Origin of the sequence: Streptomyces anandii JCM 4720 (genome assembly GCF_014650655.1) — a bacterium.
GTDB lineage: Bacteria > Actinomycetota > Actinomycetes > Streptomycetales > Streptomycetaceae > Streptomyces > Streptomyces anandii.
In genome coordinates this window covers 426,163-445,504 of the sequence record NZ_BMVJ01000001.1, presented here as the reverse complement: position 1 = coordinate 445,504, position 19,342 = coordinate 426,163, and the positions used below count along the sequence as shown (strand labels likewise).

General features: G+C 70.3%; 19 protein-coding genes, 1 pseudogene and 1 riboswitch. Of the genes and pseudogenes, 6 read left to right on the top strand and 14 right to left on the bottom strand.

Features of this window, described 5'->3' with window-relative positions:
* From IE249_RS35890 to IE249_RS02005, 3 genes are all read right to left on the bottom strand, one after another.
* The coding region (locus tag IE249_RS35890) for a coiled-coil domain-containing protein (RefSeq protein ID WP_373304322.1) at positions 1-439 on the bottom strand (439 nt) is incomplete at its 3' end.
* Positions 440-713: 274 nt separating this feature from the next.
* The gene (locus tag IE249_RS02010; RefSeq protein WP_189703000.1) at positions 714-2,063 is read right to left on the bottom strand and encodes an NYN domain-containing protein; all 1,350 of its coding nucleotides are present in this window, start codon (positions 2,061-2,063) and stop codon (positions 714-716) included.
* A 61-nt stretch (positions 2,064-2,124) separates the two neighbouring features.
* The gene (locus IE249_RS02005; RefSeq protein ID WP_189702999.1) at positions 2,125-2,364 is read right to left on the bottom strand and encodes a hypothetical protein; all 240 of its coding nucleotides are present in this window, start codon (positions 2,362-2,364) and stop codon (positions 2,125-2,127) included.
* 157 nt (positions 2,365-2,521) lie between these two features.
* Between IE249_RS02005 and IE249_RS02000 the strand changes: the two genes are divergently transcribed.
* Together IE249_RS02000 and IE249_RS01995 are read left to right on the top strand one after the other, a co-directional pair.
* Complete coding sequence (locus tag IE249_RS02000) at positions 2,522-3,274, top strand: rhomboid family intramembrane serine protease (RefSeq protein ID WP_189702998.1); 753 nt, start codon at positions 2,522-2,524, stop codon at positions 3,272-3,274.
* A complete protein-coding gene (locus IE249_RS01995; RefSeq protein ID WP_189702997.1) occupies positions 3,271-3,552 on the top strand; it encodes an Lrp/AsnC family transcriptional regulator in 282 nt (93 codons plus the stop codon). The genes IE249_RS02000 and IE249_RS01995 overlap by 4 nt, the downstream gene beginning before the upstream one ends.
* 48 nt (positions 3,553-3,600) lie before the next feature.
* On the opposite strand, the gene IE249_RS01990 is transcribed toward IE249_RS01995, so the two are convergent.
* The 6 genes from IE249_RS01990 to ctaE form a co-directional block, all read right to left on the bottom strand.
* Positions 3,601-4,962: an aminotransferase class V-fold PLP-dependent enzyme gene (locus IE249_RS01990; RefSeq protein ID WP_189702996.1), complete on the bottom strand. Its 1,362-nt coding sequence runs from the start codon at positions 4,960-4,962 to the stop codon at positions 3,601-3,603.
* A 193-nt stretch (positions 4,963-5,155) separates the two neighbouring features.
* Positions 5,156-5,272: riboswitch (SAM riboswitch) on the bottom strand.
* A 95-nt stretch (positions 5,273-5,367) separates the two neighbouring features.
* Positions 5,368-6,432: an anthranilate phosphoribosyltransferase gene (trpD, locus tag IE249_RS01985; protein ID WP_189702995.1), complete on the bottom strand. Its 1,065-nt coding sequence runs from the start codon at positions 6,430-6,432 to the stop codon at positions 5,368-5,370.
* Positions 6,433-6,579: 147 nt separating this feature from the next.
* Positions 6,580-8,238 carry a cytochrome bc1 complex cytochrome b subunit gene (qcrB, locus tag IE249_RS01980; RefSeq protein ID WP_189702994.1) on the bottom strand — a complete coding sequence of 553 codons (1,659 nt, stop codon included), beginning with the start codon at positions 8,236-8,238 and terminating at the stop codon, positions 6,580-6,582.
* Complete coding sequence (gene qcrA / locus IE249_RS01975; protein ID WP_189702993.1) at positions 8,235-9,299, bottom strand: cytochrome bc1 complex Rieske iron-sulfur subunit; 1,065 nt, start codon at positions 9,297-9,299, stop codon at positions 8,235-8,237. The genes qcrB and qcrA overlap by 4 nt, the downstream gene beginning before the upstream one ends.
* A complete protein-coding gene (qcrC, locus tag IE249_RS01970) occupies positions 9,296-10,105 on the bottom strand; it encodes a cytochrome bc1 complex diheme cytochrome c subunit (protein ID WP_189702992.1) in 810 nt (269 codons plus the stop codon). The genes qcrA and qcrC overlap by 4 nt, the downstream gene beginning before the upstream one ends.
* A 61-nt stretch (positions 10,106-10,166) precedes the next feature.
* Positions 10,167-10,787 carry an aa3-type cytochrome oxidase subunit III gene (ctaE, locus tag IE249_RS01965; RefSeq protein WP_189702991.1) on the bottom strand — a complete coding sequence of 207 codons (621 nt, stop codon included), beginning with the start codon at positions 10,785-10,787 and terminating at the stop codon, positions 10,167-10,169.
* Between the two features lie 211 nt (positions 10,788-10,998).
* On the opposite strand from ctaE, the gene IE249_RS01960 reads away from it, so the two are divergent.
* Positions 10,999-11,400 carry a response regulator gene (locus IE249_RS01960; RefSeq protein WP_189702990.1) on the top strand — a complete coding sequence of 134 codons (402 nt, stop codon included), beginning with the start codon at positions 10,999-11,001 and terminating at the stop codon, positions 11,398-11,400.
* An 86-nt stretch (positions 11,401-11,486) separates the two neighbouring features.
* Here IE249_RS01960 and IE249_RS01955 read toward each other — a convergent pair whose 3' ends face one another.
* From IE249_RS01955 to ctaC, 4 genes are all read right to left on the bottom strand, one after another.
* A complete protein-coding gene (locus IE249_RS01955; RefSeq protein ID WP_189702989.1) occupies positions 11,487-12,761 on the bottom strand; it encodes a L,D-transpeptidase in 1,275 nt (424 codons plus the stop codon).
* A 137-nt stretch (positions 12,762-12,898) separates the two neighbouring features.
* Positions 12,899-13,297: a cytochrome c oxidase subunit 4 gene (locus IE249_RS01950; protein ID WP_189702988.1), complete on the bottom strand. Its 399-nt coding sequence runs from the start codon at positions 13,295-13,297 to the stop codon at positions 12,899-12,901.
* A complete protein-coding gene (ctaD, locus tag IE249_RS01945; protein ID WP_189702987.1) occupies positions 13,294-15,030 on the bottom strand; it encodes an aa3-type cytochrome oxidase subunit I in 1,737 nt (578 codons plus the stop codon). Before ctaD ends, IE249_RS01950 begins: the two co-directional genes overlap by 4 nt.
* Complete coding sequence (gene ctaC, locus IE249_RS01940) at positions 15,027-15,986, bottom strand: aa3-type cytochrome oxidase subunit II (RefSeq protein ID WP_189702986.1); 960 nt, start codon at positions 15,984-15,986, stop codon at positions 15,027-15,029. Before ctaC ends, ctaD begins: the two co-directional genes overlap by 4 nt.
* A 261-nt stretch (positions 15,987-16,247) precedes the next feature.
* Between ctaC and IE249_RS01935 the strand changes: the two genes are divergently transcribed.
* Positions 16,248-17,633 carry a cysteine desulfurase/sulfurtransferase TusA family protein gene (locus tag IE249_RS01935; protein WP_189702985.1) on the top strand — a complete coding sequence of 462 codons (1,386 nt, stop codon included), beginning with the start codon at positions 16,248-16,250 and terminating at the stop codon, positions 17,631-17,633.
* Positions 17,634-17,658: 25 nt separating this feature from the next.
* Here the strand turns inward: IE249_RS01935 and IE249_RS01930 are convergent, their stop codons facing one another.
* On the bottom strand, positions 17,659-18,633 hold the full coding sequence (locus IE249_RS01930; protein ID WP_189702984.1) for a carbohydrate kinase family protein: 975 nt from the start codon (positions 18,631-18,633) through the stop codon (positions 17,659-17,661).
* A 129-nt stretch (positions 18,634-18,762) separates the two neighbouring features.
* Between IE249_RS01930 and IE249_RS01925 the strand changes: the two genes are divergently transcribed.
* Positions 18,763-18,975 carry a hypothetical protein gene (locus tag IE249_RS01925; RefSeq protein WP_189702983.1) on the top strand — a complete coding sequence of 71 codons (213 nt, stop codon included), beginning with the start codon at positions 18,763-18,765 and terminating at the stop codon, positions 18,973-18,975.
* Positions 18,976-19,147: 172 nt separating this feature from the next.
* Positions 19,148-19,342 (top strand): annotated as a pseudogene (locus IE249_RS01920) (DUF3017 domain-containing protein); the annotation flags it as partial.

Below are 19,342 nucleotides of genomic sequence, written 5' to 3'. Positions count from 1 at the left end.
TCTTCAGCGCGTCGACCTGCTGGCCGCTCAACTGGTCGAGCGTGGAGGCCTTGTCGAGGTAGTCGTCCGGGTTGGAGGACAGGAAGAGCTGGAGCGAGGGGTCGATCCCGCCCGAGCGGTACTGGCCGGCGGCGAGCGAACCGAGGCTGTCGCGCAGCTTGTTGAGCTCCTGCTGGCCGCGGGCGACGTTGTCCTGGATGGTGGAGATCTCCTTCTGGAGCTTCTCCTGCTTCTCCTTGGCCCCGTTGTACTTCTCGGTGGCCTGCTCCGCCTGCTCGTACAGTGCGTCGACCTTGGACTTGACCTCGTCCTTGCTCGGCTTCGCGCTCGGCGCGGCGTTGGCCGCCTGTGCGCTGATGGCCACGGCGGCAGCCGCTGCGGTGGTGAGCACGGTCACGCGTGCGCGACTCGGCTGCTTGGGTCGACGGTGGGACGCCACGGAAGCGAGCTCCTTCTTCTGAGTGATCACCCGCTCGGAGGTTCGACGCCAGACCCTAGTGACCTCATCGTGATGAATTCAAATCCCACAGCAAAAAATCCCGTCCCGCAAGCCATTCTTTGCACTCAACTCACCGGACGTAAGGCGCGGTTGACGCTGGGTGGGGTGACGCTTCCGTCAATTCCGGCATTAAGCCCCTACGTTGGACTTGAGGAACGGATAACGCTTTGCCCGTTTTGGGCGGACCGGGGACGGCCGCCGAGGACGCGTCCGCTCAGCCGCGCGAGAGCCGCTTGAGGAGCACCGCCGACGCCACCGGGCGCGCGCCCGCCTTCGCCACCCCGTCGGCCACCTCGCGGTCGGTGGAGACCACGATGACGGGCCGTCCCGGCGGCTCGGCGCGCACCAGCCGGCGGATCAGCTCGTCCGCGGTGACGCCCGGCTTGGAGAACAGCACCCGCACGCCGCGGGGCGGCGCCAGCAGCACCGGCGCGGCCAGCTCGGCCCCGTCGAAGACACAGGTGACCTCGGCGCCGGTCTGCGCGGCCAGCTGCGAGAGCTGCCCGAGCAGCCGCAGCCGCTGCTTCTCCAGGGGCATCTGGGGATAGCCGGTCTTGGTGACGTTGTAGCCGTCGACGACCAGATGGGCCTGCGGCAGGGCGAGCAGCTGGTCCAGGATCGCCGGGTCGTGCTCGGACAGCGCGCGGGCGGCGATGTCCTTCGGGGTCATCCGCCCCGGCTCGACCGCGTCCACGGTCTCGGCGGGCCTGACGGACACCGGCGGCAGCGCCAGCTCCCGGCGCAGCCCCTGGGCCGCGTCGAGCACGGTGTCCAGCAGCAGCCGCACCCGCATGTCCTCGACGCTGCGCCCCTCGCGGGCCGCCCTGCGGGTGGCCTCCAGCGCGGCCTCCGCCTCGCCGAGGCGCGCCTTGAGCCGGCGGGTCTCGCTCTCGGCGGCCGACACCTGGGCCTGCCCCTCGGCGCGCACCGCCTCGGTCTCGCCCTGGGCCTTGCGCAGCGCGGCCTCGCCCCGCTTGACGTCGCTGAGCGCGGCGCGCAGCTTGCGGTGCAGCGAGTCCGTCTCCTTCTTCGCCGCGTCCAGCTCGGCGCGCAGCCGTTCGGTCTCGGTGCGGATCTGCTCGCGGGCCTCGGCCAGTTCGGCGGTCAGCCGCTCGAGCTCGGCGCGGCTCTCCTCGCCGGCCCGCTCGGCGTCGGCCCGCTGGGCCTCCTCGCCGGCGGCGGTCACCAGCTTCACCCAGCCCGCCGGGCGCAGTACGTAGGCCGCGGCCGCCACGTCGAGCGGGTCCGCGGCCGGGGGCGGAGAGCCGGAGTCGAGGGCGCCGGACAGCTCCGGCTGGGCCTCTCTGAACTTCTCCCCGATGCGCTGGCGGAACAGCGGGTCGGTCTCCACCGCGGCGGCCATCGCGTTGCCCGCGAACTTGGTGCGCCGGTTGGGGGCGAAGCGGGCGTACTGCCGCAGCTGGGCCGGCAGCTCGCCCACGGTCAGCCCGCCGAAGCCGTCGGAGACGATCTGCACGACCCGGCGCCGCACGCCTTCGGGCAGCGGACGGTCGAGCACCTCGGCGGCGCCGTCGCCCGGCCCCCCGCCTTGTGTCTCCACCATCCGTCACCCCAATGCCTAGCGGGATCCCCCGGGGGGATCACCTGTGCGGGGCCCGCTCCGCTCAGGAGCCGGCGCCCGGCCTGTCCACGAGCTCCACCTGGTCCACGGCGTTGCACCAGCGGCAGCGCACCGACTCGATGGTCTCACTGACCACCTCGCGCTCCTCGACCTTCGGCTCTCCGGCCAGGTCGAGGTGGACGTACTCGACGACCTTCGACGAGCGCGTCACGTCGAAGCGGGTGAGGTTGCCGCAGAGGGCGCAGCGCCACCGCGTCGTGGCGGTCGGCAGGGGAACCGTCATCGTGGCTGTTCGCTTTCCTTCTAGTCTCCGTGACGCGCCGGCTTCCCCGGAGCGTGTGGCTCGTAACCCTACGGCCTGGCGGCGAGTCGCCGCCCGTGTGTCCACGGCGGCGAGGCGGTCCGTACTGTTGCGTCCCGGTACGCCATGCTCTGTGCCCATGACCGGCGACAGGAACGCGGTGGTCCGCAGGACTCTCGGGGCGCTCGGGGCGGTGCGGACGGCGCCCGCGCCGGTGACGGGCGCGCTGATCGCGGCGTGCTGCCTGATCTTCGCGATCGGCCCGGCCTCGGGCCTCGACCCCGCCTACGGCACCGGAAGCGCCCTGCTGCCCGCCCAGCGGGCCTACTTCCGGCACTGGGGCGTGATCCCGGCCGAACTGCTCACGGGCGCCCCACGGGCCCTCCTCACCCCCGTGACGGCCCTGTTCGTGCACGGCAGCTGGGTGCATCTGCTCGGCAACATGCTCTTCCTCTACGTCTTCGGGGCGATGACCGAGGAACGGATGGGCCGCGTGCAGTTCACCCTGTTCTACGCCGGCTGCGGCTACCTCGCCCTGCTGGGCTACGCGGCCGCCAACGCCGCCTCCGGCCAGACCCTGGTGGGGGCCTCGGGGGCGATCTCGGCGGTCCTCGGCGCCTTTCTGTACCTGTTCCCCCGGGCGCGCGTGACCAGTCTCTTCCCGTTCCTGTTCTTCCTGCCGCTGCGCTTCCCCGCCTGGGTGGTGCTGCCGTTCTGGGCGGCCCTGCAGTGGCTGGCCGCAGGCCGCGCGGCCCAGGGCCCGGGCGTGGCCTACCTGGCGCACGTGGTGGGCTTCGCCCTGGGCTTCGCCTTCGCGTGGGTGCGGTTCGGCGGCAGGACTAGAGTGAGGGTCACCCCCGCTCCGGCCTCCGAGGGAGAGAACCAGCCGTGATCACCGCGATCGTCCTGATCAAGACCAGCGTGGACCGGATCCCCGAGATCGCCGAGCGGATCGCCTCGCTGGAAAGCGTCAGCGAGGTGTTCTCGGTGACCGGGACGTACGACCTGATCGCCATGGTCCGGGTGCGGCAGCACGAGGACCTCGCGGAGGTCATCCCCGGCCGGATCAGCAAGATCCCGGGCGTGCTGGGCACGGACACGCACGTGGCGTTCCGTACGTACTCGCAGCACGACCTGGAGGCGGCGTTCGCCATCGGCCTGGACTCCTGACCGGCCCGGCGCCGCCCCCGGCGCACCCGCGGGGGTCCGGGCGACGGGTCAGACGGCCGGGACGCAGCGGCCGTCCTGCGTGCGGTACCGCCACTTCGCGCCGTCCCTGACCAGCTCCCCGACCGCCGCCACGAACCGCTCGACGTGTTCGTCGGGGGTGCCGGCGCCGAAGCTGACGCGGATGGCGTTCAGGGACCGCTCGCCGGGCGCGGCCTCGGGGGCGCCGCACTCGCCCTGGGCCTGCGGGTCGCCGCCCAGCAGGGTGCGCACCAGCGGGTGGGCGCAGAAGAGGCCGTCGCGGACGCCGATGCCGTACTCGGCCGAGAGCGCGGCGGCGAAGTGGGAGCTGTTCCAGCCCTCCACCACGAAGGAGATCACGCCGACCCGCGGGGCGTCGTCGCCGAACAGGGAGAGCACCTTCACCCCGGGCACCTCGGCGAGGCCGTCGCGGACCTTGCGGATCAGGTGCCGCTCACGGGCGACGAGCCCCTCGAAGCCCGCCTCGGTGAGCGCCCTGCAGGCGGAGGCGACGGCGTGGGCGCCGATGACGTTGGGCGAGCCGGCCTCGTGGCGGGCGGCACCCTCGTGCCACTCCACGTCCACTCCCCCGTCGGCGCGCCGGGTGACCTTGCGGCTGGCGCCGCCGCCCGCGAGGTACGGCCGGGCCTCCCGCAGCCAGTCGGCGCGTCCGGCGAGGACGCCGGAGCCGAAGGGGGCGTACAGCTTGTGCCCGGAGAAGGCGACCCAGTCGACGTCGAGCTCCCGGACGTCCACCGGGTGGTGCGGGGCCAGCTGGGCGGCGTCCAGGACGATGCGGGCGCCGTGCGCGTGGGCGGCCGCGGCCAGTTCGCGTACGGGCCACAGCTCGCCGGTGACGTTGGAGGCGCCGGTGACGCACACCAGGGCCGGGCCGTGGGGCTCGCGGGCGGCCAGGGCGCGCTCCAGGGTCGTCACGGCCTGCCCGGGGGTGCGCGGGGCGTCGAGGAAGGTGACCTCGGCCTCCTGCCACGGCAGCAGGGAGGCGTGGTGCTCGGTCTCGAACACGAAGACCTGGCAGCCGGCGGGCAGCGCGCGGGCGAGGAGGTTGAGGGAGTCGGTGGTGGACCGGGTGAACACCACCTGGTCCCCCTCACGGCAGCCGAGGAACCGAGCGACCGTGCCGCGGGCGTTCTCGAACAGGTCGGTGGAGAGCTGGGAGAGGTAGCCGGCGCCGCGGTGGACGCTGCCGTAGTAGGGCGCGTACGCCGCCACGTCGTCCCAGACGCGCTGGAGGGCGGGAGCGCTGGCCGCGTAGTCGAGCGCGGCGTAGGCGACCTCGCCGCCGGTCACGAGCGGCACGGTGACGTCACGGCCGAGGACGGGCAGCGGGGCACAGACGGTCTGGTCGGCGGCGACGGTGGAGACGGACATGGTGAACTCCCGTGAGGCAGGCTGAAGTCACCGCGGGGGCACCCTGACCAAGAACGCGGCCCGGCGCGGCGAAGGGAAAGGAGAAAAGGGGTACGCGGAGCGGGGCCTTGGGCCCCACGGGGGCTGTCGCCCCTAGCGCATTCGCTTGCTCACGGAAGACTCCTCGACGACCAGGACCCCTGGTTACGCGAGGGGTCCGCGCTTGCCGCAGACCTCGCTGCCTGCGACCTGGTCCTCACCCGGGGCACCCCGCCACGGACGGAGGGTTGCCGGACAGCCGGCCGGGGCCTGTTGGCTGTCACTCGTGACCTGGTTCAGTATCCTGCCACACGATCTTCGTCACGCAAGGCGAAGTCCGGATCGTGGACTGCGCCTTGCGTCACACCGCGTACGAACCGCCGGGGCTCAGGCGTTGCTGGCGGTCACCCAGCGCTCCAGCGTGCGCCGGGCGGCCCCCGAGTCGATCGACTCCGCCGCCATGGCCATCCGCCCCCGGATCTGCTCTGCGAGCGTCCCGGGGCCCGGGTCCAACGCCACCAGGGCGGCCGCCGAGTTCAGCAGCACGGCGTCGCGCACCGGGCCCGGCTCGCCGTCCAGCAGCCGCCGCGCGACCTCCGCGTTGTACGAGGCGTCGGCGCCCCGCAGCGCCTCCACCGGGACCAGGTCGATGCCGACGTCGCGCGGGTCGAAGCGCTCCTCGGTCACCTTGCCGTCCCGGACGACCCACACCCGGGAGGTGGAGGTCGTCGTCAGCTCGTCCAGGCCGTCGTCGCCCCGGAAGACGAGGGAGGAGTTGCCGCGTTCGGCGAAGACGCCGGCCACGATGGGCGCCATCCGCGGGTCGGCGACACCGACCGCCTGGGCCCTGACCCGGGCCGGGTTGGTGAGCGGGCCGAGCACGTTGAAGGTGGTGCGGATGCCCAACTGACCGCGGGCCGCGGCCACATGGCGCAGCGCGGGGTGGAACTTCACCGCGAAGCAGAAGGTGATCCCGGCCTCCTCGGCCACCGCGGCCACCCGCTCCACCGGCAGGTTCAGATTGACGCCGAGCTTCTCCAGTACGTCCGAGGCGCCCGAGGCCGAGGAGGCGGCGCGGTTGCCGTGCTTGACGACCTTGGCGCCGGTGCCGGCGACGACGATCGAGGACATGGTGGAGATGTTCACCGTCTTCGCGCCGTCGCCTCCGGTGCCGACGATGTCGACGGTGGCGCCGGGCACCTCGATGACGTTCGCGTGCTCGTACATCGCCCGGACCAGGCCGGTGATCTCCTCGACCGTCTCGCCCTTGGCGCGCAGGGCGACCACGAAGGCGGCGATCTGGGCGTCCGTCGCCTCGCCGCGCATGATCCTGTCCATCGCCCAGGCGGTGTCGTCCGCGCTCTGGTCGCGGCCGTCCAGCAGTCCGTTCAGCACGGCGGGCCAGGAACGGCCCGCCGCGGTGTCGCCTCCAGCGGGGGTCACAGCGCTCATAAGCCGCTCCTGGGTCGGTGTCCCGCACCGCGGGACGCTCGTCTCGAACGGGTCCACCCTATCCAGCGCGCGACATGGCGAAGGGCCCCGTCCGGGGTTCGGACGGGGCCCTACTGCTGTGGCGTGGCGACGCTCAGCGGTCAGTGATCAGTGGTGGCCGTGGCCGCTCGTGATCTCCCTGTACTCCTCCACGGTCGGCTTCTGGATCTGGTTGTCCTCGCCGTAGTACGCGTTGCTGAGCTTGGCGCGCAGCTTCTGCGAGCCCTTGACCTTGCGCTCGACGCCGTTCTCGTCGACCGTCGGGCCGAGCTCGACCGGCTCGTACTGCTCGTGCGCGGTGAGGGTGTAGAGCTGCTCCTGGCTGAGCGGCTCGTGGACCTCGATGAACTCACCGTGCGGCAGGCGCTTGATGATGCCCGACTCGCGGCCGTGCAGCACCTTGTCCTTGTCCCGGCGCTGGAGGCCGAGGCAGATCCGCTTGGTGACGACGAACGTGATGACCGGCACCACGAAGAAGGCGACCCGGACGAACCAGGTGATCGCGTTGATCGACAGGTGGAAGTGGGTGGCCCACAGGTCGTTTCCACCGCCGATGAGCAGCACGAAGTACCAGGAGATCCACGCCGCGCCGAAGGCGGTGCGGGTCGGGGCGTTGCGCGGGCGGTCCAGGATGTGGTGCTCGCGCCGGTCGCCGGTGACCCAGGCCTCGATGAACGGGTAGACCGCGATGGCCACCAGCACCAGCGGGAAGATGATCAGCGGGATGAACACGCCGAGGACCAGTGTGTGGCCCCAGAAGTTGATCTCCCAGCCGGGCATCACACGGATCAGGCCCTCGGAGAAGCCCATGTACCAGTCGGGCTGGGCGCCCGTGGAGACCTGGTCCGGACGGTAGGGGCCGATGGCCCAGATCGGGTTGATCTGCGCGATCGCCGCGATGGCCGCGATGACACCGAAGACCAGGAAGAAGAAGCCTCCGGCCTTGGCCATGTAGACCGGCAGCAGCGGCATGCCGACCACGTTGTTGTTGGTCTTGCCCGGACCCGCGAACTGCGTGTGCTTGTGGTAGAAGACCAGGATCAGGTGCGCCACCAGCAGGCCCAGCATGATGCCGGGCAGCAGCAGGATGTGGATCGAGTAGAACCGCGCCACGAAGTCGTGGCCGGGGAACTGCCCGCCGAAGAGGAAGAACGACAGGTACGTGCCGACGATCGGCACGGACAGGATCGCGCCCTCCATGAAGCGGACACCGGTGCCGGAGAGCAGGTCGTCCGGGAGCGAGTAACCGGTGAAGCCGGTGAACATGCCGAGGACGAACAGCAGGAAGCCGAACAGCCAGTTGACCTCACGCGGCTTGCGGAACGCGCCGGTGAAGAACACGCGCATCATGTGCACGAACATGCCGGCCAGGAAGATCAGCGCGGCCCAGTGGTGGATCTGCCGGATCAGCAGACCACCGCGCACCTCGAAGGAGATGTGCAGGGTCGAGTTGAACGCCTCGCTCATCATCTGTCCCTGCAGCGGGACGTAGCTGCCGTGGTACACCACCTCGTTCATCGAGGGGTGGAAGAACAGCGTCAGGTACACACCCGTGAGGATGATGATGATGAAGCTGTAGAGGCAGACCTCACCCAGCATGAACGACCAGTGGTCGGGGAAGATCTTGCGCATGTTCGACTTGGCCAGGGAGTAGATCCCCAGCCGGCCGTCGGCCCAGTCGGCGAGGCGCTCGCCCGCCGGAGCCGGTCCGCGCGAGCGGCCGGCGCCGCCGCCGGACGCGTTGGTGTTGCTCGCAGTAGTACTCATCCGCGCTCCCAGAATGCAGGACCGACGGGCTCCTCGAAGTCGCCGAGCGCCTGGAGGTAACCCTCGCTGTCCACGCCGATGCGCAGCTGCGGCAGGGCGTGACCGGCGGGGCCGAAGATCACTCGGGCACCGTCGGAGAGGTCGAAGGTGGACTGGTGGCACGGGCACAGCACGTGGTGCGTCTGCTGCTCGTACAGGGAGATCGGGCAGCCCACGTGGGTGCAGATCTTCGAGTAGGCGACGATGCCCTGGTGCGACCAGTCGAGCTCGCGCTTGTCCTTGATGTTCTCCGGCTGCAGCCGGACGATCATCAGGGCCGCCTTGGCGATCTGTTCCTGGAAGTCCTCGTTGGTCTCCTCCAGGCCGTCCGGCTTGGCGAAGGTGAGCGAACCGACGGCGACGTCCTCGGGACGCAGCGGCAGGTTCGTGTTCATGTTCACCAGGCGCTTGCCCTTGGCCCACAGCGTGTGGCGCAGGCTGTTGTGGGGCAGCGGGCCGAGGTCGCGCAGCAGCATGACGCCGGACAGCGGCACCAGGGTGAGCGCGCCGAACATCGTGTTGCGGATCAGCTTGCGACGGCCGATCGCCGACTCCTTGGCGCCCTGCTTGAAGTCCGAGTGGACCTTCGCGCGGACCTCCGGGGAGGCCTCGATCGGGTGGCGCTCGTCGGCGACCTCCGCGTCGGACATCAGGGTGCGGGCCCAGTGGACCGCGCCCGCGCCGATGGCGAACAGCGCCACGCCGAGGGTGATGCCCAGGGCGAAGTTCAGCGCGTTGATGTGACCGAGCGGGAAGACGAAGATCGACTTGTCGTGCGGGATCGCCACGTAGGAGGCGATGAAGCCGATGGTGGCCAGCATCGAGATCGTGAACAGCAGGGCGACGGTGCGCTCGGACCGCTTGGCGGCCCGCTCGTCGACGTCCTGGATCCGGTGCTCGTGCGGGGGCAGGCCCGGGTCGGCGAACGGGTGCTTCTCGTCCGCCAGGGACACCGCGCCGTGGCCGTGCTCTGCGGCCTGCTCTGCGGGCAGGTTCTCTTCTGGAATGTCTTGGCTACTCATGACTTCTTGGCCTTTGCGGTCCGAGCGGCGACCCAGACGGCGACCGCGATCAGGGCACCCAGTCCGAAGATCCACGCGAACAGGCCCTCGCTGACCGGCCCGAGGCCGCCCAGCTCCAGACCGCCGGGGTTCTCGGTCTCGTCACCGTTGACCGCGTTCAGGTACGCGATGATGTCCTTCTTGTTCTTCTCCGTCATCGTGGTGTCGGGGAAGGAAGGCATGTTCTGCGGGCCGGTCTGCATGGCCTCGTAGATGTGCTTGGGGCTCACACCGGTCAGCTCCGGCGCGAACTTGCCGTGCGTCAGCGCACCGCCCTTGCCGGTGAAGTTGTGGCACTGGGCGCAGTTGGTGCGGAACAGCTCGCCGCCCTTGGCGACGTCCGCGCCCTCGGGGCTGTACTGGTTCTTCGTGGGCACGGCGGGGCCGGCGCCCAGGGACGCGATGTACGCGGCCAGCTGGTCGATCTGGGCCTGGTTGTAGATGACCTTCTTGCGCGGGACCTGCGCGCCCGGCTGCTGGGCCGGCATACGGCCGGTGCCGACCTGGAAGTCGACCGCCGCGGCGCCCACGCCCACCAGACTCGGACCGTCAGTGGTGCCCTGACCCCCGGTGCCGTGGCAGCTGGCGCAGCCGACCTCGTAGAGCTTCTTGCCCTCCTCGATGGTGAGGGACTGGGCGGTGTCGTCGGCCTTCGCCTTGCTCGCGGGCGCGAACGCGGTGTACAGCCCCCCAGTGGCCGCCAGCGCGAGGAGTAGGACGACGACCGCCGCCAGCGGATGGCGTCGTCGTGCGGAGAGCTTTTTCACGGATTACCCCGGTGTCAGGATCTTCTGCGTCGATGCTTTGCGGACTTGGAGCGGCTCGTCGCTACTGGATCAGGTAGATCGTGGCGAAGAGGCCGATCCAGACGACATCGACGAAGTGCCAGTAGTAGGACACGACGATGGCCGCGGTCGCCTGCTCGTGGGTGAACCTCCGGGCCGCGTAGGTGCGCCCGAGCACCAGCAGGAAGGCCATGAGGCCGCCCAGCACGTGCAGGCCGTGGAAGCCGGTGGTCAGGTAGAACACCGAGCCGTACGGGTCGGAGGACAGGGAGATCCCGTCCTTCTTCACCAGCTCCGTGTACTCGAAGATCTGACCGCCGATGAAGATCGCACCCATGATGAAGGTGACGATGAACCAGCCCCGGAGCTTCTTCACGTCACCGCGCTCGGCGGCGAAGACGCCGAGCTGGCAGGTGAGTGAGGAGAGCACCAGGATCGTGGTGTTCACCGACGAGAAGGGGACGTTGAGAGCGCCCGCCATCTCCTTCCAGTGCGCCGGACCCGTCACCGATCGCAGGGTGAAGTACATCGCGAAGAGGGCCGCGAAGAACATCAGCTCGGAACTCAGCCAGATGATGGTTCCGACGCTGGTGAGGTTCGGCCGGTTGACCGACGGGTGCGCGTGCCCGGTTTCTACTGTCGTTGCTGTCGCCACGACCGACATTATGTCGGTCGCTTATCCCGCCCTCACCCCGGGGGGTGCCGTTCGGAGTGTTGGCGGCGTGTGTCCAGCTCGGATGGCCCATCGAAGGGCTGTTCCAAGCGCTGTTTACCAGGAGTTGAAGGGAGTAGCATCCGCGCCATCGGTACCCGGGGGTGGCGGGGAGTGCCCGGCGGGTTCCGGCGAGGTTCCCGACCAACGACGCGGAGGAACAATGCAGGCGACCGCCACGGTGCTGGTCTACAGCGACGACGCAGGCACCCGGGAGCAGGTGCGGCTGGCCACCGGGCGCAGGCCGGCCCAGGACGCCCCGCTCGTGGAGTTCGTGGAGTGCGCCACTCCCGCCGCGGTGCTGGCGGAGCTGGACCGGGGCGGCATCGACGTGTGCGTCCTGGACGGCGAGGCCGTGCCCATGGGCGGCATGGGCATGTGCCGTCAGATCAAGGACGAGGTCTTCGACTGCCCGCCGGTGCTGCTGCTCATCGGGCGGCCGCAGGACGCCTGGCTGGCCACGTGGAGCCGTGCGGACGCGGCGGTGACCCTTCCGGTGGAGCCGGTGGAGTTCGCCGGGGCGCTGGCCTCCCTGCTGCGGCGCAAGGCCCTGATCGCCAAGTAGCCCGTACGAGGTCCGTACGGGACGCGCCCGGCCCGCGGCCGTGAGGCGGCGGGCCGGACTGCCGTGCGGGCCGGGGAGAGTCCTTCTCACAGGCTCTGCGGGCGCAGCCTGGCCTCGTTGGACTGGGGGGTGGCGTCCGGGGCGGTGGAGGTCAGGGCGCTGCCCTGGAGCCACTTCTGCCAGGGCAGGTTCCAGTCGCCGAAGCCGTTGGCGAAGGGCTCCATCGGCTGGCCCTTGGAGTTGACCACCTGCACCAGGTCGCCCTCGTGGATGTTGTCGAAGAACCACTTGGCGTTCGCCGTGCTCATGCCGGTGCAGCCGTGGCTGACGTTCGCGTAGCCCTGGGAGCCGACCGACCAGGGCGCGGCGTGCACGAACTCGCCGCTCCAGGTCACCCGGGTGGCGTAGTACACCGGCAGGTCGTAGGAGTCCGAGGTGCCCTCGGCGATGCCGACGGTGGAGCTCTTCATCCGGACGAAGTACTGCTTGGCCAGGACGACCTTGACGCCGTTGCGGGTGTCGAAGCCGGGCTTGCCGGTGGTCACCGGGATCTGCTTGATCTTCTCGTCGTTCTTGAACACCGTCAGCTGGTGGGTGGCGGCGTCCGTGAGGGCGACGATGCGGTCGCCGGTGGTGATCGTCAGCGGCTTGGCGGTGCCGCCCCAGAGCCGGTCGCTGATCTTGATGTCCTCCAGGTTGCTGTGCACCTCGACGGTGGCGCCGGCCGGCCAGTAGTCCTGGGGGCGGTAGTGCAACTGCTTGTCGTCCACCCAGTACCAGGAGCCCGTCACCGCGGGGGTGGACTCGACCTTCAGGGCGCGCTCCACGACGGCCCGCTGGGCCTTGTCGCGGACCGGCTGGTCCAGGGTGGCCGTGATGGGCTCGCCGACGCCGTAGGTGCCCGCCTCCGGCCCGAACGAGACGTTCAGGCGCTTCTGGGCCTTGGGCTTGCTGGTGTCCAGGGTGAGGACCTTCCGGCCGGGCGCGCCGTCGCCGTCCTCCGTGCTGACCCGGATCGTGTAGTGGGCGCCGGCGGCCAGCGGTGAGGTGCTGTGCCAGCGGCTGCCGTCGGCGGCGAGCTCCCCGGAGACGTAGCGTCCGGCGGAGTCCACCGCGGTGACGTCCGTGATGCGCCCGCCCGAGCCCTCCGCGGTGATCTCCAGGGGCTTGTCGGGGTCGGCCTTCTTGCCGGCGCCCGTGGGGCCGTTGAAGGTGATCTGGTCCGCCGCGTCGTAGGGGTTGGCGGCCAGCGGGTTGCCGTCCGAGCCGCCGCAGGCGGTGAGGCCCGCGCCCAGGGCGACCACCAGCAGAGTGCAGCCGACGCCGGCTCCCGTGCCGCGGGAAAACACGTTGGTGCTCATGGCCTCACGCTAAGTAGCTCCGTCAACTCCGGCACGGTGGATCGTCCGTACGGGGGACGCGGTACGGCGGAACCCGGGCCCTCCGTGTGGAAGACCCGGGTTCCGGGGTTGCTCAGCGCGTGGTGCCGCGCCGTGTGTCACTGGGTGCGGTTCTCACCGCGGTAGTACTCGAAGACCCAGCCCCACAGGGCGACCACGACGAGGGGGGCGGCGAAGTACAGCAGCCACCAGCCGACCGCCACGCCCAGGAAGGCGAGCGCGCCGCCGACGCCGAGGGCGAGCGGCTGCCAGCTGTGCGGGCTGAAGAAGCCCAGCTCGCCGGCGTCGTCCGCGACATCGGCCTCCTTGTTGTCCTGGGCGCCCGCGTCGATCCGCCGGGCCGTGAAGCCCAGGTAGAAGCCGACCATGATGCTCAGGCCGAAGGCCAGGAAGAGCGCCGTCGTACCGGCCGGCTCCTTCGACCAGGCGCCGTAGACGACCGCCATGATGAGGAAGAAGAAGCTCAGCCACAGGAACATCTTGCCCTGGATCTTCACTTGCCGGCCTCCTTGTTGCCGGCGAGGGCCTTCTCACCGTGGCCGGTGTTCTCGAGCTGGTCCAGCGCGGCGATCTCGGGGTGGTGCAGGTCGAACGCCGGGGATTCGCTGCGGATCCGCGGCAGGGTGAGGAAGTTGTGGCGCGGCGGCGGGCAGGAGGTCGCCCACTCGAGCGAGCGGCCGTAGCCCCACGGGTCGTCGACGCCGACCGGCTTGCCGTACTTGGCCGTCTTCCAGACGTTGTAGAGGAACGGCAGGATCGACAGGCCGAGCACGAAGGAGAAGATCGTCGAGATCGTGTTCAGGGCGGTGAAGCCGTCGGCCGCCAGGTAGTCGGCGTACCGGCGCGGCATGCCCTCCGCGCCCAGCCAGTGCTGGATCAGGAAGGTGCCGTGGAAGCCGATGAACAGCAGCCAGAACGTCATCTTGCCCAGGCGCTCGTCGAGCATCTTGCCGGTGAACTTCGGCCACCAGAAGTGGAAGCCGGAGAACATCGCGAAGACGACGGTGCCGAACACCACGTAGTGGAAGTGGGCCACCACGAAGTACGAGTCCGAGATGTGGAAGTCCAGCGGCGGCGAGGCCAGGATGACGCCGGTCAGACCACCGAAGGTGAAGGTGATCAGGAAGCCCGTCGCCCACAGCATCGGGGTCTCGAAGGACAGCGAGCCCTTCCACATGGTGCCGATCCAGTTGAAGAACTTCACACCGGTCGGGACCGCGATGAGGAAGGTCATGAAGGAGAAGAACGGCAGCAGCACACCACCGGTGACGTACATGTGGTGGGCCCACACGGTCACCGACAGGCCGGCGATCGCGATGGTCGCGCCGATCAGACCCATGTAGCCGAACATCGGCTTGCGGGAGAAGACCGGGATGACCTCACTGATGATGCCGAAGAACGGCAGCGCGATGATGTACACCTCTGGGTGGCCGAAGAACCAGAAGAGGTGCTGCCACAGCAGCGCTCCGCCGTTGGTGGCGTCGAAGACGTGGGCGCCGAACTTGCGGTCGGCCTCCAGCGCGAACAGAGCCGCGGCGAGGACCGGGAAGGCCAGCAGGACCAGCACCGCGGTCAGCAGCACGTTCCACACGAAGATCGGCATGCGGAACATGGTCATGCCGGGCGCGCGCATGCAGATGATCGTGGTGATGAAGTTGACCGAGCCGAGGATCGTGCCGAAGCCGGAGAAGGCCAGACCCATGATCCACATGTCGCCGCCGATGCCCGGCGAGTGCACCGCGTCGGACAGCGGGGCGTAGGCGAACCAGCCGAAGTCGGCCGCACCCTGCGGGGTGAGGAAGCCGGCCACCGCGATCAGCGAGCCGAACAGGTACAGCCAGTAGGCGAACATGTTCAGCCGCGGGAACGCCACGTCGGGAGCACCGATCTGCAGCGGCATGATCCAGTTCGTGAAGCCGGCGAACAGCGGCGTCGCGAACATCAGCAGCATGATCGTGCCGTGCATCGTGAACGCCTGGTTGAACTGCTCGTTCGACATGATCTGCAGACCCGGGCGGGCCAGCTCGGCGCGCATGAGCAGAGCCATGACGCCACCGATGCAGAAGAACGCGAACGAGGTCGCCAGATACAGCGTTCCGATCGTCTTGTGGTCAGTGGTCGTCAGCCACTTGATCACGACGTTACCGGGTTGCTTGCGCCGGACCGGCAGCTCGCTCTCGTAAGAGCCCTCAGCCGCCGCGGCACCCTGGGGTTCGTTGAGGATGCTCACAGGTTGTTCGTCTCCCGGTTCTTCTCGTGGCTCGTCTGCGCGATGCCGGCGGGAACGTAACCGGTCTGCCCCTTCTTAGCGAGGTCCTTGAGGTGCTGCTCGTAGCGCTCCGGAGAGACGATCTTCACGTTGAACAGCATCCGGGAGTGGTCCTGGCCGCAGAGCTCGGCACACTTGCCCCGGTAGGTGCCCTCCATGCTGGGGGTCACCTGGAAGGAGTTGGTGTGGCCGGGGATGACGTCCATCTTCTCCAGGAACGGGATCACCCAGAAGGAGTGGATGACGTCCCGTGAGGTGAGGATGAAGCGGACGGTCTTGCCCTTGGGCAGCCAGAGCGTCGGCCCCGGGTTGCCGGTCTGCGGGTTGCGCGTACCGGGCGTACCGAAGTCGTAGACGCCGCCGGCGTTGGCCGGGAAGTCCTTCTTGAACCGGTCCGGGATGGCGTTCAGGTTCGGGTCGGCGGCGGCGTTGCCCGAGGAACCCGCGACCGGCTCGATGTAGTTGAACGCCCAGCTCCACTGGTAGCCGACGACGTTGATGGTGACGTCCGGCTTCTTGGACAGGTCGAGAAGCTTGGACTCGTCACGGGCCGTGAAGTAGAAGAGCACCGAGACGATGATGAGCGGGACCACCGTGTACAGCGCCTCGATGGGCATGTTGTACCGGGTCTGCGGAGGTACCTCCACCTTGGTGCGGCTGCGCCGGTGGAAGAAAGCACTCCACAGGATCAGACCCCACACCAGGCAGCCGACGGCGATCGCGGCCGCCCAGGATCCCTGCCACAGCGAGAGGATCCGCGGAGCCTCTTCCGTGGTCGGGGTGGGCATACCCAGCCGGGGGAAGTCCTTGTATGTGCAACCGGTCGCGGTCGCCAGGACCAGGCCCGCAGTCAGTGCCTGCAGCAGCTTCCGCCGCATCGGGCGCCGCGGCGAGCGGTCGGAGCCGTTGGGACTCACGTAGCGCCTTCCCGAGAGTCTCGCCCGCGCGGTTGGCTGCGGCCTGCCTTCTCGCTGGTCGGTCGCCGCCCTGCGTCGGGCAGGGGTTTGGATGTTTATGCGGACCAAACCCTACTGGACGCCTTCCGGCGGGTCGCGGGGAGGGGTGCCTACTGACCGGGGTGGTTCGCTGGATTGGCGGCGGAGGGTCCGTTGTGGCTGGTCGCGCCGTTTCCGGCGCCCCTGGACCGGCCACCGTCGCGGGGGTCTTAACGTTGCCGTATGGCCTACTTTGACGCTGCCTCCGCCGTTCCGCTCCATCCCGTCGCCCGTCAGGCGTTGTTGGCCTCGCTGGACGAGGGCTGGGCGGATCCCGCGCGGCTGTACCGGGAGGGGCGCAGGGCGCGGATGCTGCTGGACGCCGCGCGGGAGGCGGTGGCCGAGGCGGTCGGGTGCCGGGCGGACGAGGTGGTGTTCACCCCGTCCGGGACGCGGGCCGTACACACGGGCGTCGCGGGGGCGTTGGCCGGGCGGCGGCGCGTCGGACGCCACCTGATCGTGTCGACGGTCGAACACTCCTCCGTACTCCATTCGGCCGAAGTGTTCGAGGCGGACGGCGGGACGGTGACCCGGGTGCCGGTGAACCGGGCCGGGGCGGTGGATCCGTCGGGCTACGCGGACGCGCTGCGCGAGGACACCGCGCTCGCCGTGCTCCAGTCGGCCAATCACGAGGTGGGCACCGAGCAGCCGGTGGCGGAGGTGGCCGAGGCGTGCCGGGCGGCCGGGGTGCCGCTGCTGGTGGACGCGGCGCAGTCGCTGGGCTGGGGCCGGGTGGAGGGCGGCTGGTCGCTGCTGACGGCGAGCGCCCACAAGTGGGGCGGCCCGCCCGGGGTGGGCCTGCTGGTGGTGCGCAAGGGCGTGCGGTTCGCGGCCCGGGGGCCGGTGGACGAGCGGGAGTCGGGCCGGGCGGCCGGGTTCGAGAACATCCCGGCGATCGTGGCCGCGGCGGCCTCGCTGCGGGCGGTCCGCGCGGAGGCGGCCGCCGAGGCGGTACGGCTGCGGGAGCTGACGGAGCGGATCCGGGCGCGGGTGCCGGAACTGGTCCCGGACGTGGAGGTGGTGGGCGACCCCGGGCGGCGGCTGCCGGGCGTCGTCACCTTCTCCTGTCTCTATGTCGACGGGGAGACGCTGCTGCACGAGCTGGACCGCGAGGGGTTCTCGGTCTCCTCGGGTTCCTCCTGCACCAGCAGCACGCTGACGCCGAGTCATGTCCTCAGGGCGATGGGCGTGCTGAGCGAGGGCAACGTGCGCGTGTCGCTGCCGCCGGGCGCGGCGGAGGAGGACGTGGAGCGGTTCCTGTCGGTGCTGCCGGGCGCGGTGGCCTCGGTGCGGGAGAAGCTGGGGGCGCCCGCCGCGGCTCCGGCGGCGCCGGCGGCGGACGAGGACGCGGTGGTCGTGGACGCCGTGGGGCGGCGCTGCCCGATCCCGGTGATCGAGCTGGCCAGGGTCATCGGGGACGTGCCCGTGGGCGGCACGGTGCGCGTCCTCGCGGACGACGAGGCGGCGCGGCTGGACATCCCGGCGTGGTGCGAGATGCGGGGGCAGGAATACGTGGGCGAGGAGCCGGCGGACAGGGGCGTGGCCTACGTGGTCCGCCGGCTCTCGTAGCCGGTCTGCCGGGGCCGCGCGGGGGTCAGGCGAGGTGGGCGCGGACCTCGCGGGCCGCGTCGTCGCCGTAGGCCTTGGTGAAGCGCTCCATGAAGTGGGCGCGGCGCAGCTGGTACTCCTGCGTGCCGACGGTCTCGATGACGAGGGTGGCGAGCATGCAGCCGACCTGGGCGGCGCGCTCCAGGGACACGCCCCAGGCCAGGCCCGACAGGAAGCCGGCGCGGAAGGCGTCGCCGACGCCCGTGGGGTCGGCCTTGCGCTCCTCGTCCGGGCAGCCGACCTCGATCGGCTCCTGGCCGACGCGCTCGATGCGCACGCCGCGCGCGCCGAGGGTGGTGACGCGGTGGCCCACGCGGGAGAGGATCTCGGCGTCGTTCCAGCCGGTCTTGGTCTCGATCAGGCCCTTCTCGTACTCGTTGGAGAACAGGTACGTGGCGCCGTCCAGCAGTATCCGGATCTCGTCGCCGTCCATGCGGGCGATCTGCTGGGAGAAGTCGGCGGCGAAGGGGATGGAGCGGCTGCGGCACTCCTCGGTGTGCCGGAGCATCGCCTCCGGGTCGTCGGCGCCGATCAGCACCAGGTCCAGGCCGCCGACGCGGTCGGCGACGGTCTTGAGCTCGATGAGGCGGGCCTCGCTCATGGCGCCGGTGTAGAAGGAGCCGATCTGGTTGTGGTCGGCGTCGGTGGTGCACACGAAGCGGGCGGTGTGCAGGGTCTCGGAGATGCGGACGGAGTCGGTGTCGACGCCGTTGCGCTCCAGCCAGGCGCGGTAGTCGTCGAAGTCGGAGCCGGCGGCGCCGACCAGGACCGGGCGGGTGCCGAGCTGGCCCATGCCGAAGGCGATGTTGGCGCCGACCCCTCCGCGCCGTACGTCCAGCTGGTCGACCAGGAAGGAGAGCGAGACCGTGTGCAGCTGGTCCGCGACGAACTGGTCGGCGAAACGGCCGGGGAAGGTCATGAGGTGGTCGGTGGCGATGGAGCCGGAGACTGCGATGCGCACGGCGTGGACTCTCCTGAGGGAGGTGGATTGACAGTTCACGCTACCCGGTCGGAACGGGCCACTGAAGTGGACGAAACTACCCGATAGTAGATCTTTCTCGGTCGGCTTCCGTGTGCTTACGGTTCGACCATGACGAACCTCAGGACCCATGCTGCCCCCGCCGTGGCCGATCCCGACGCCGATCTCGCCGTGCTGCGCGGGGACTGCGCCCGGATGGCCCCGCACTGGGCGGCTCCCGCCCCGCACGTCACCCGCCCGGTGCCGCCGTCCCACATCCACGGCGTGTCCGTTCCGGCCTCCTCCGCACGGCTGCTGGAGGCGATGTCCGACTACGGGGACTGAGCCCGCCTCCGGGCAGGCGTACGGGAGGGAACCGTGCGCTCCCCCGCTGCGTCCCATCGCCGTCCCCCTTATGGGGGAGGCGGGATACGCCCCGGTGCCCGGCCGCTTTGTCAGGGTCGGGTCAGGGTCATAGGGACAGCTGTGCCAGCTGTGCAGCCGAAGGAGCGATGCGGTGAACACCGAGCGACCCGAGAACGACGACGCGCGCACGGAGGCGCTCCGCGCGCAGTCCGGGCCCGCCGGCGCCCCGGACTCCCGCCCGACGGCCGCCCCGGACTCCCGCCCGACGGCCGCCCCGGACTCCCCGCGTTCGGCCGGCGCCGCCGAGCAGGCTGACGCCGCGCCCGACGCGGGGGGCGCGGACGGG

Coding starts and splice junctions, on each gene's coding strand:
- IE249_RS02010 (WP_189703000.1), bottom strand. CDS start 2,063: ATGGTGGAGACACAAGGCGGGGGGCCGGGCGACGGCGCCGCCGAGGTG.
- IE249_RS02005 (WP_189702999.1), bottom strand. CDS start 2,364: ATGACGGTTCCCCTGCCGACCGCCACGACGCGGTGGCGCTGCGCCCTC.
- IE249_RS02000 (WP_189702998.1), top strand. CDS start 2,522: ATGACCGGCGACAGGAACGCGGTGGTCCGCAGGACTCTCGGGGCGCTC.
- IE249_RS01990 (WP_189702996.1), bottom strand. CDS start 4,962: ATGTCCGTCTCCACCGTCGCCGCCGACCAGACCGTCTGTGCCCCGCTG.
- trpD (WP_189702995.1), bottom strand. CDS start 6,432: ATGAGCGCTGTGACCCCCGCTGGAGGCGACACCGCGGCGGGCCGTTCC.
- qcrB (WP_189702994.1), bottom strand. CDS start 8,238: ATGAGTACTACTGCGAGCAACACCAACGCGTCCGGCGGCGGCGCCGGC.
- qcrA (WP_189702993.1), bottom strand. CDS start 9,299: ATGAGTAGCCAAGACATTCCAGAAGAGAACCTGCCCGCAGAGCAGGCC.
- ctaE (WP_189702991.1), bottom strand. CDS start 10,787: ATGTCGGTCGTGGCGACAGCAACGACAGTAGAAACCGGGCACGCGCAC.
- IE249_RS01960 (WP_189702990.1), top strand. CDS start 10,999: ATGCAGGCGACCGCCACGGTGCTGGTCTACAGCGACGACGCAGGCACC.
- IE249_RS01955 (WP_189702989.1), bottom strand. CDS start 12,761: ATGAGCACCAACGTGTTTTCCCGCGGCACGGGAGCCGGCGTCGGCTGC.
- IE249_RS01935 (WP_189702985.1), top strand. CDS start 16,248: ATGGCCTACTTTGACGCTGCCTCCGCCGTTCCGCTCCATCCCGTCGCC.
- IE249_RS01925 (WP_189702983.1), top strand. CDS start 18,763: ATGACGAACCTCAGGACCCATGCTGCCCCCGCCGTGGCCGATCCCGAC.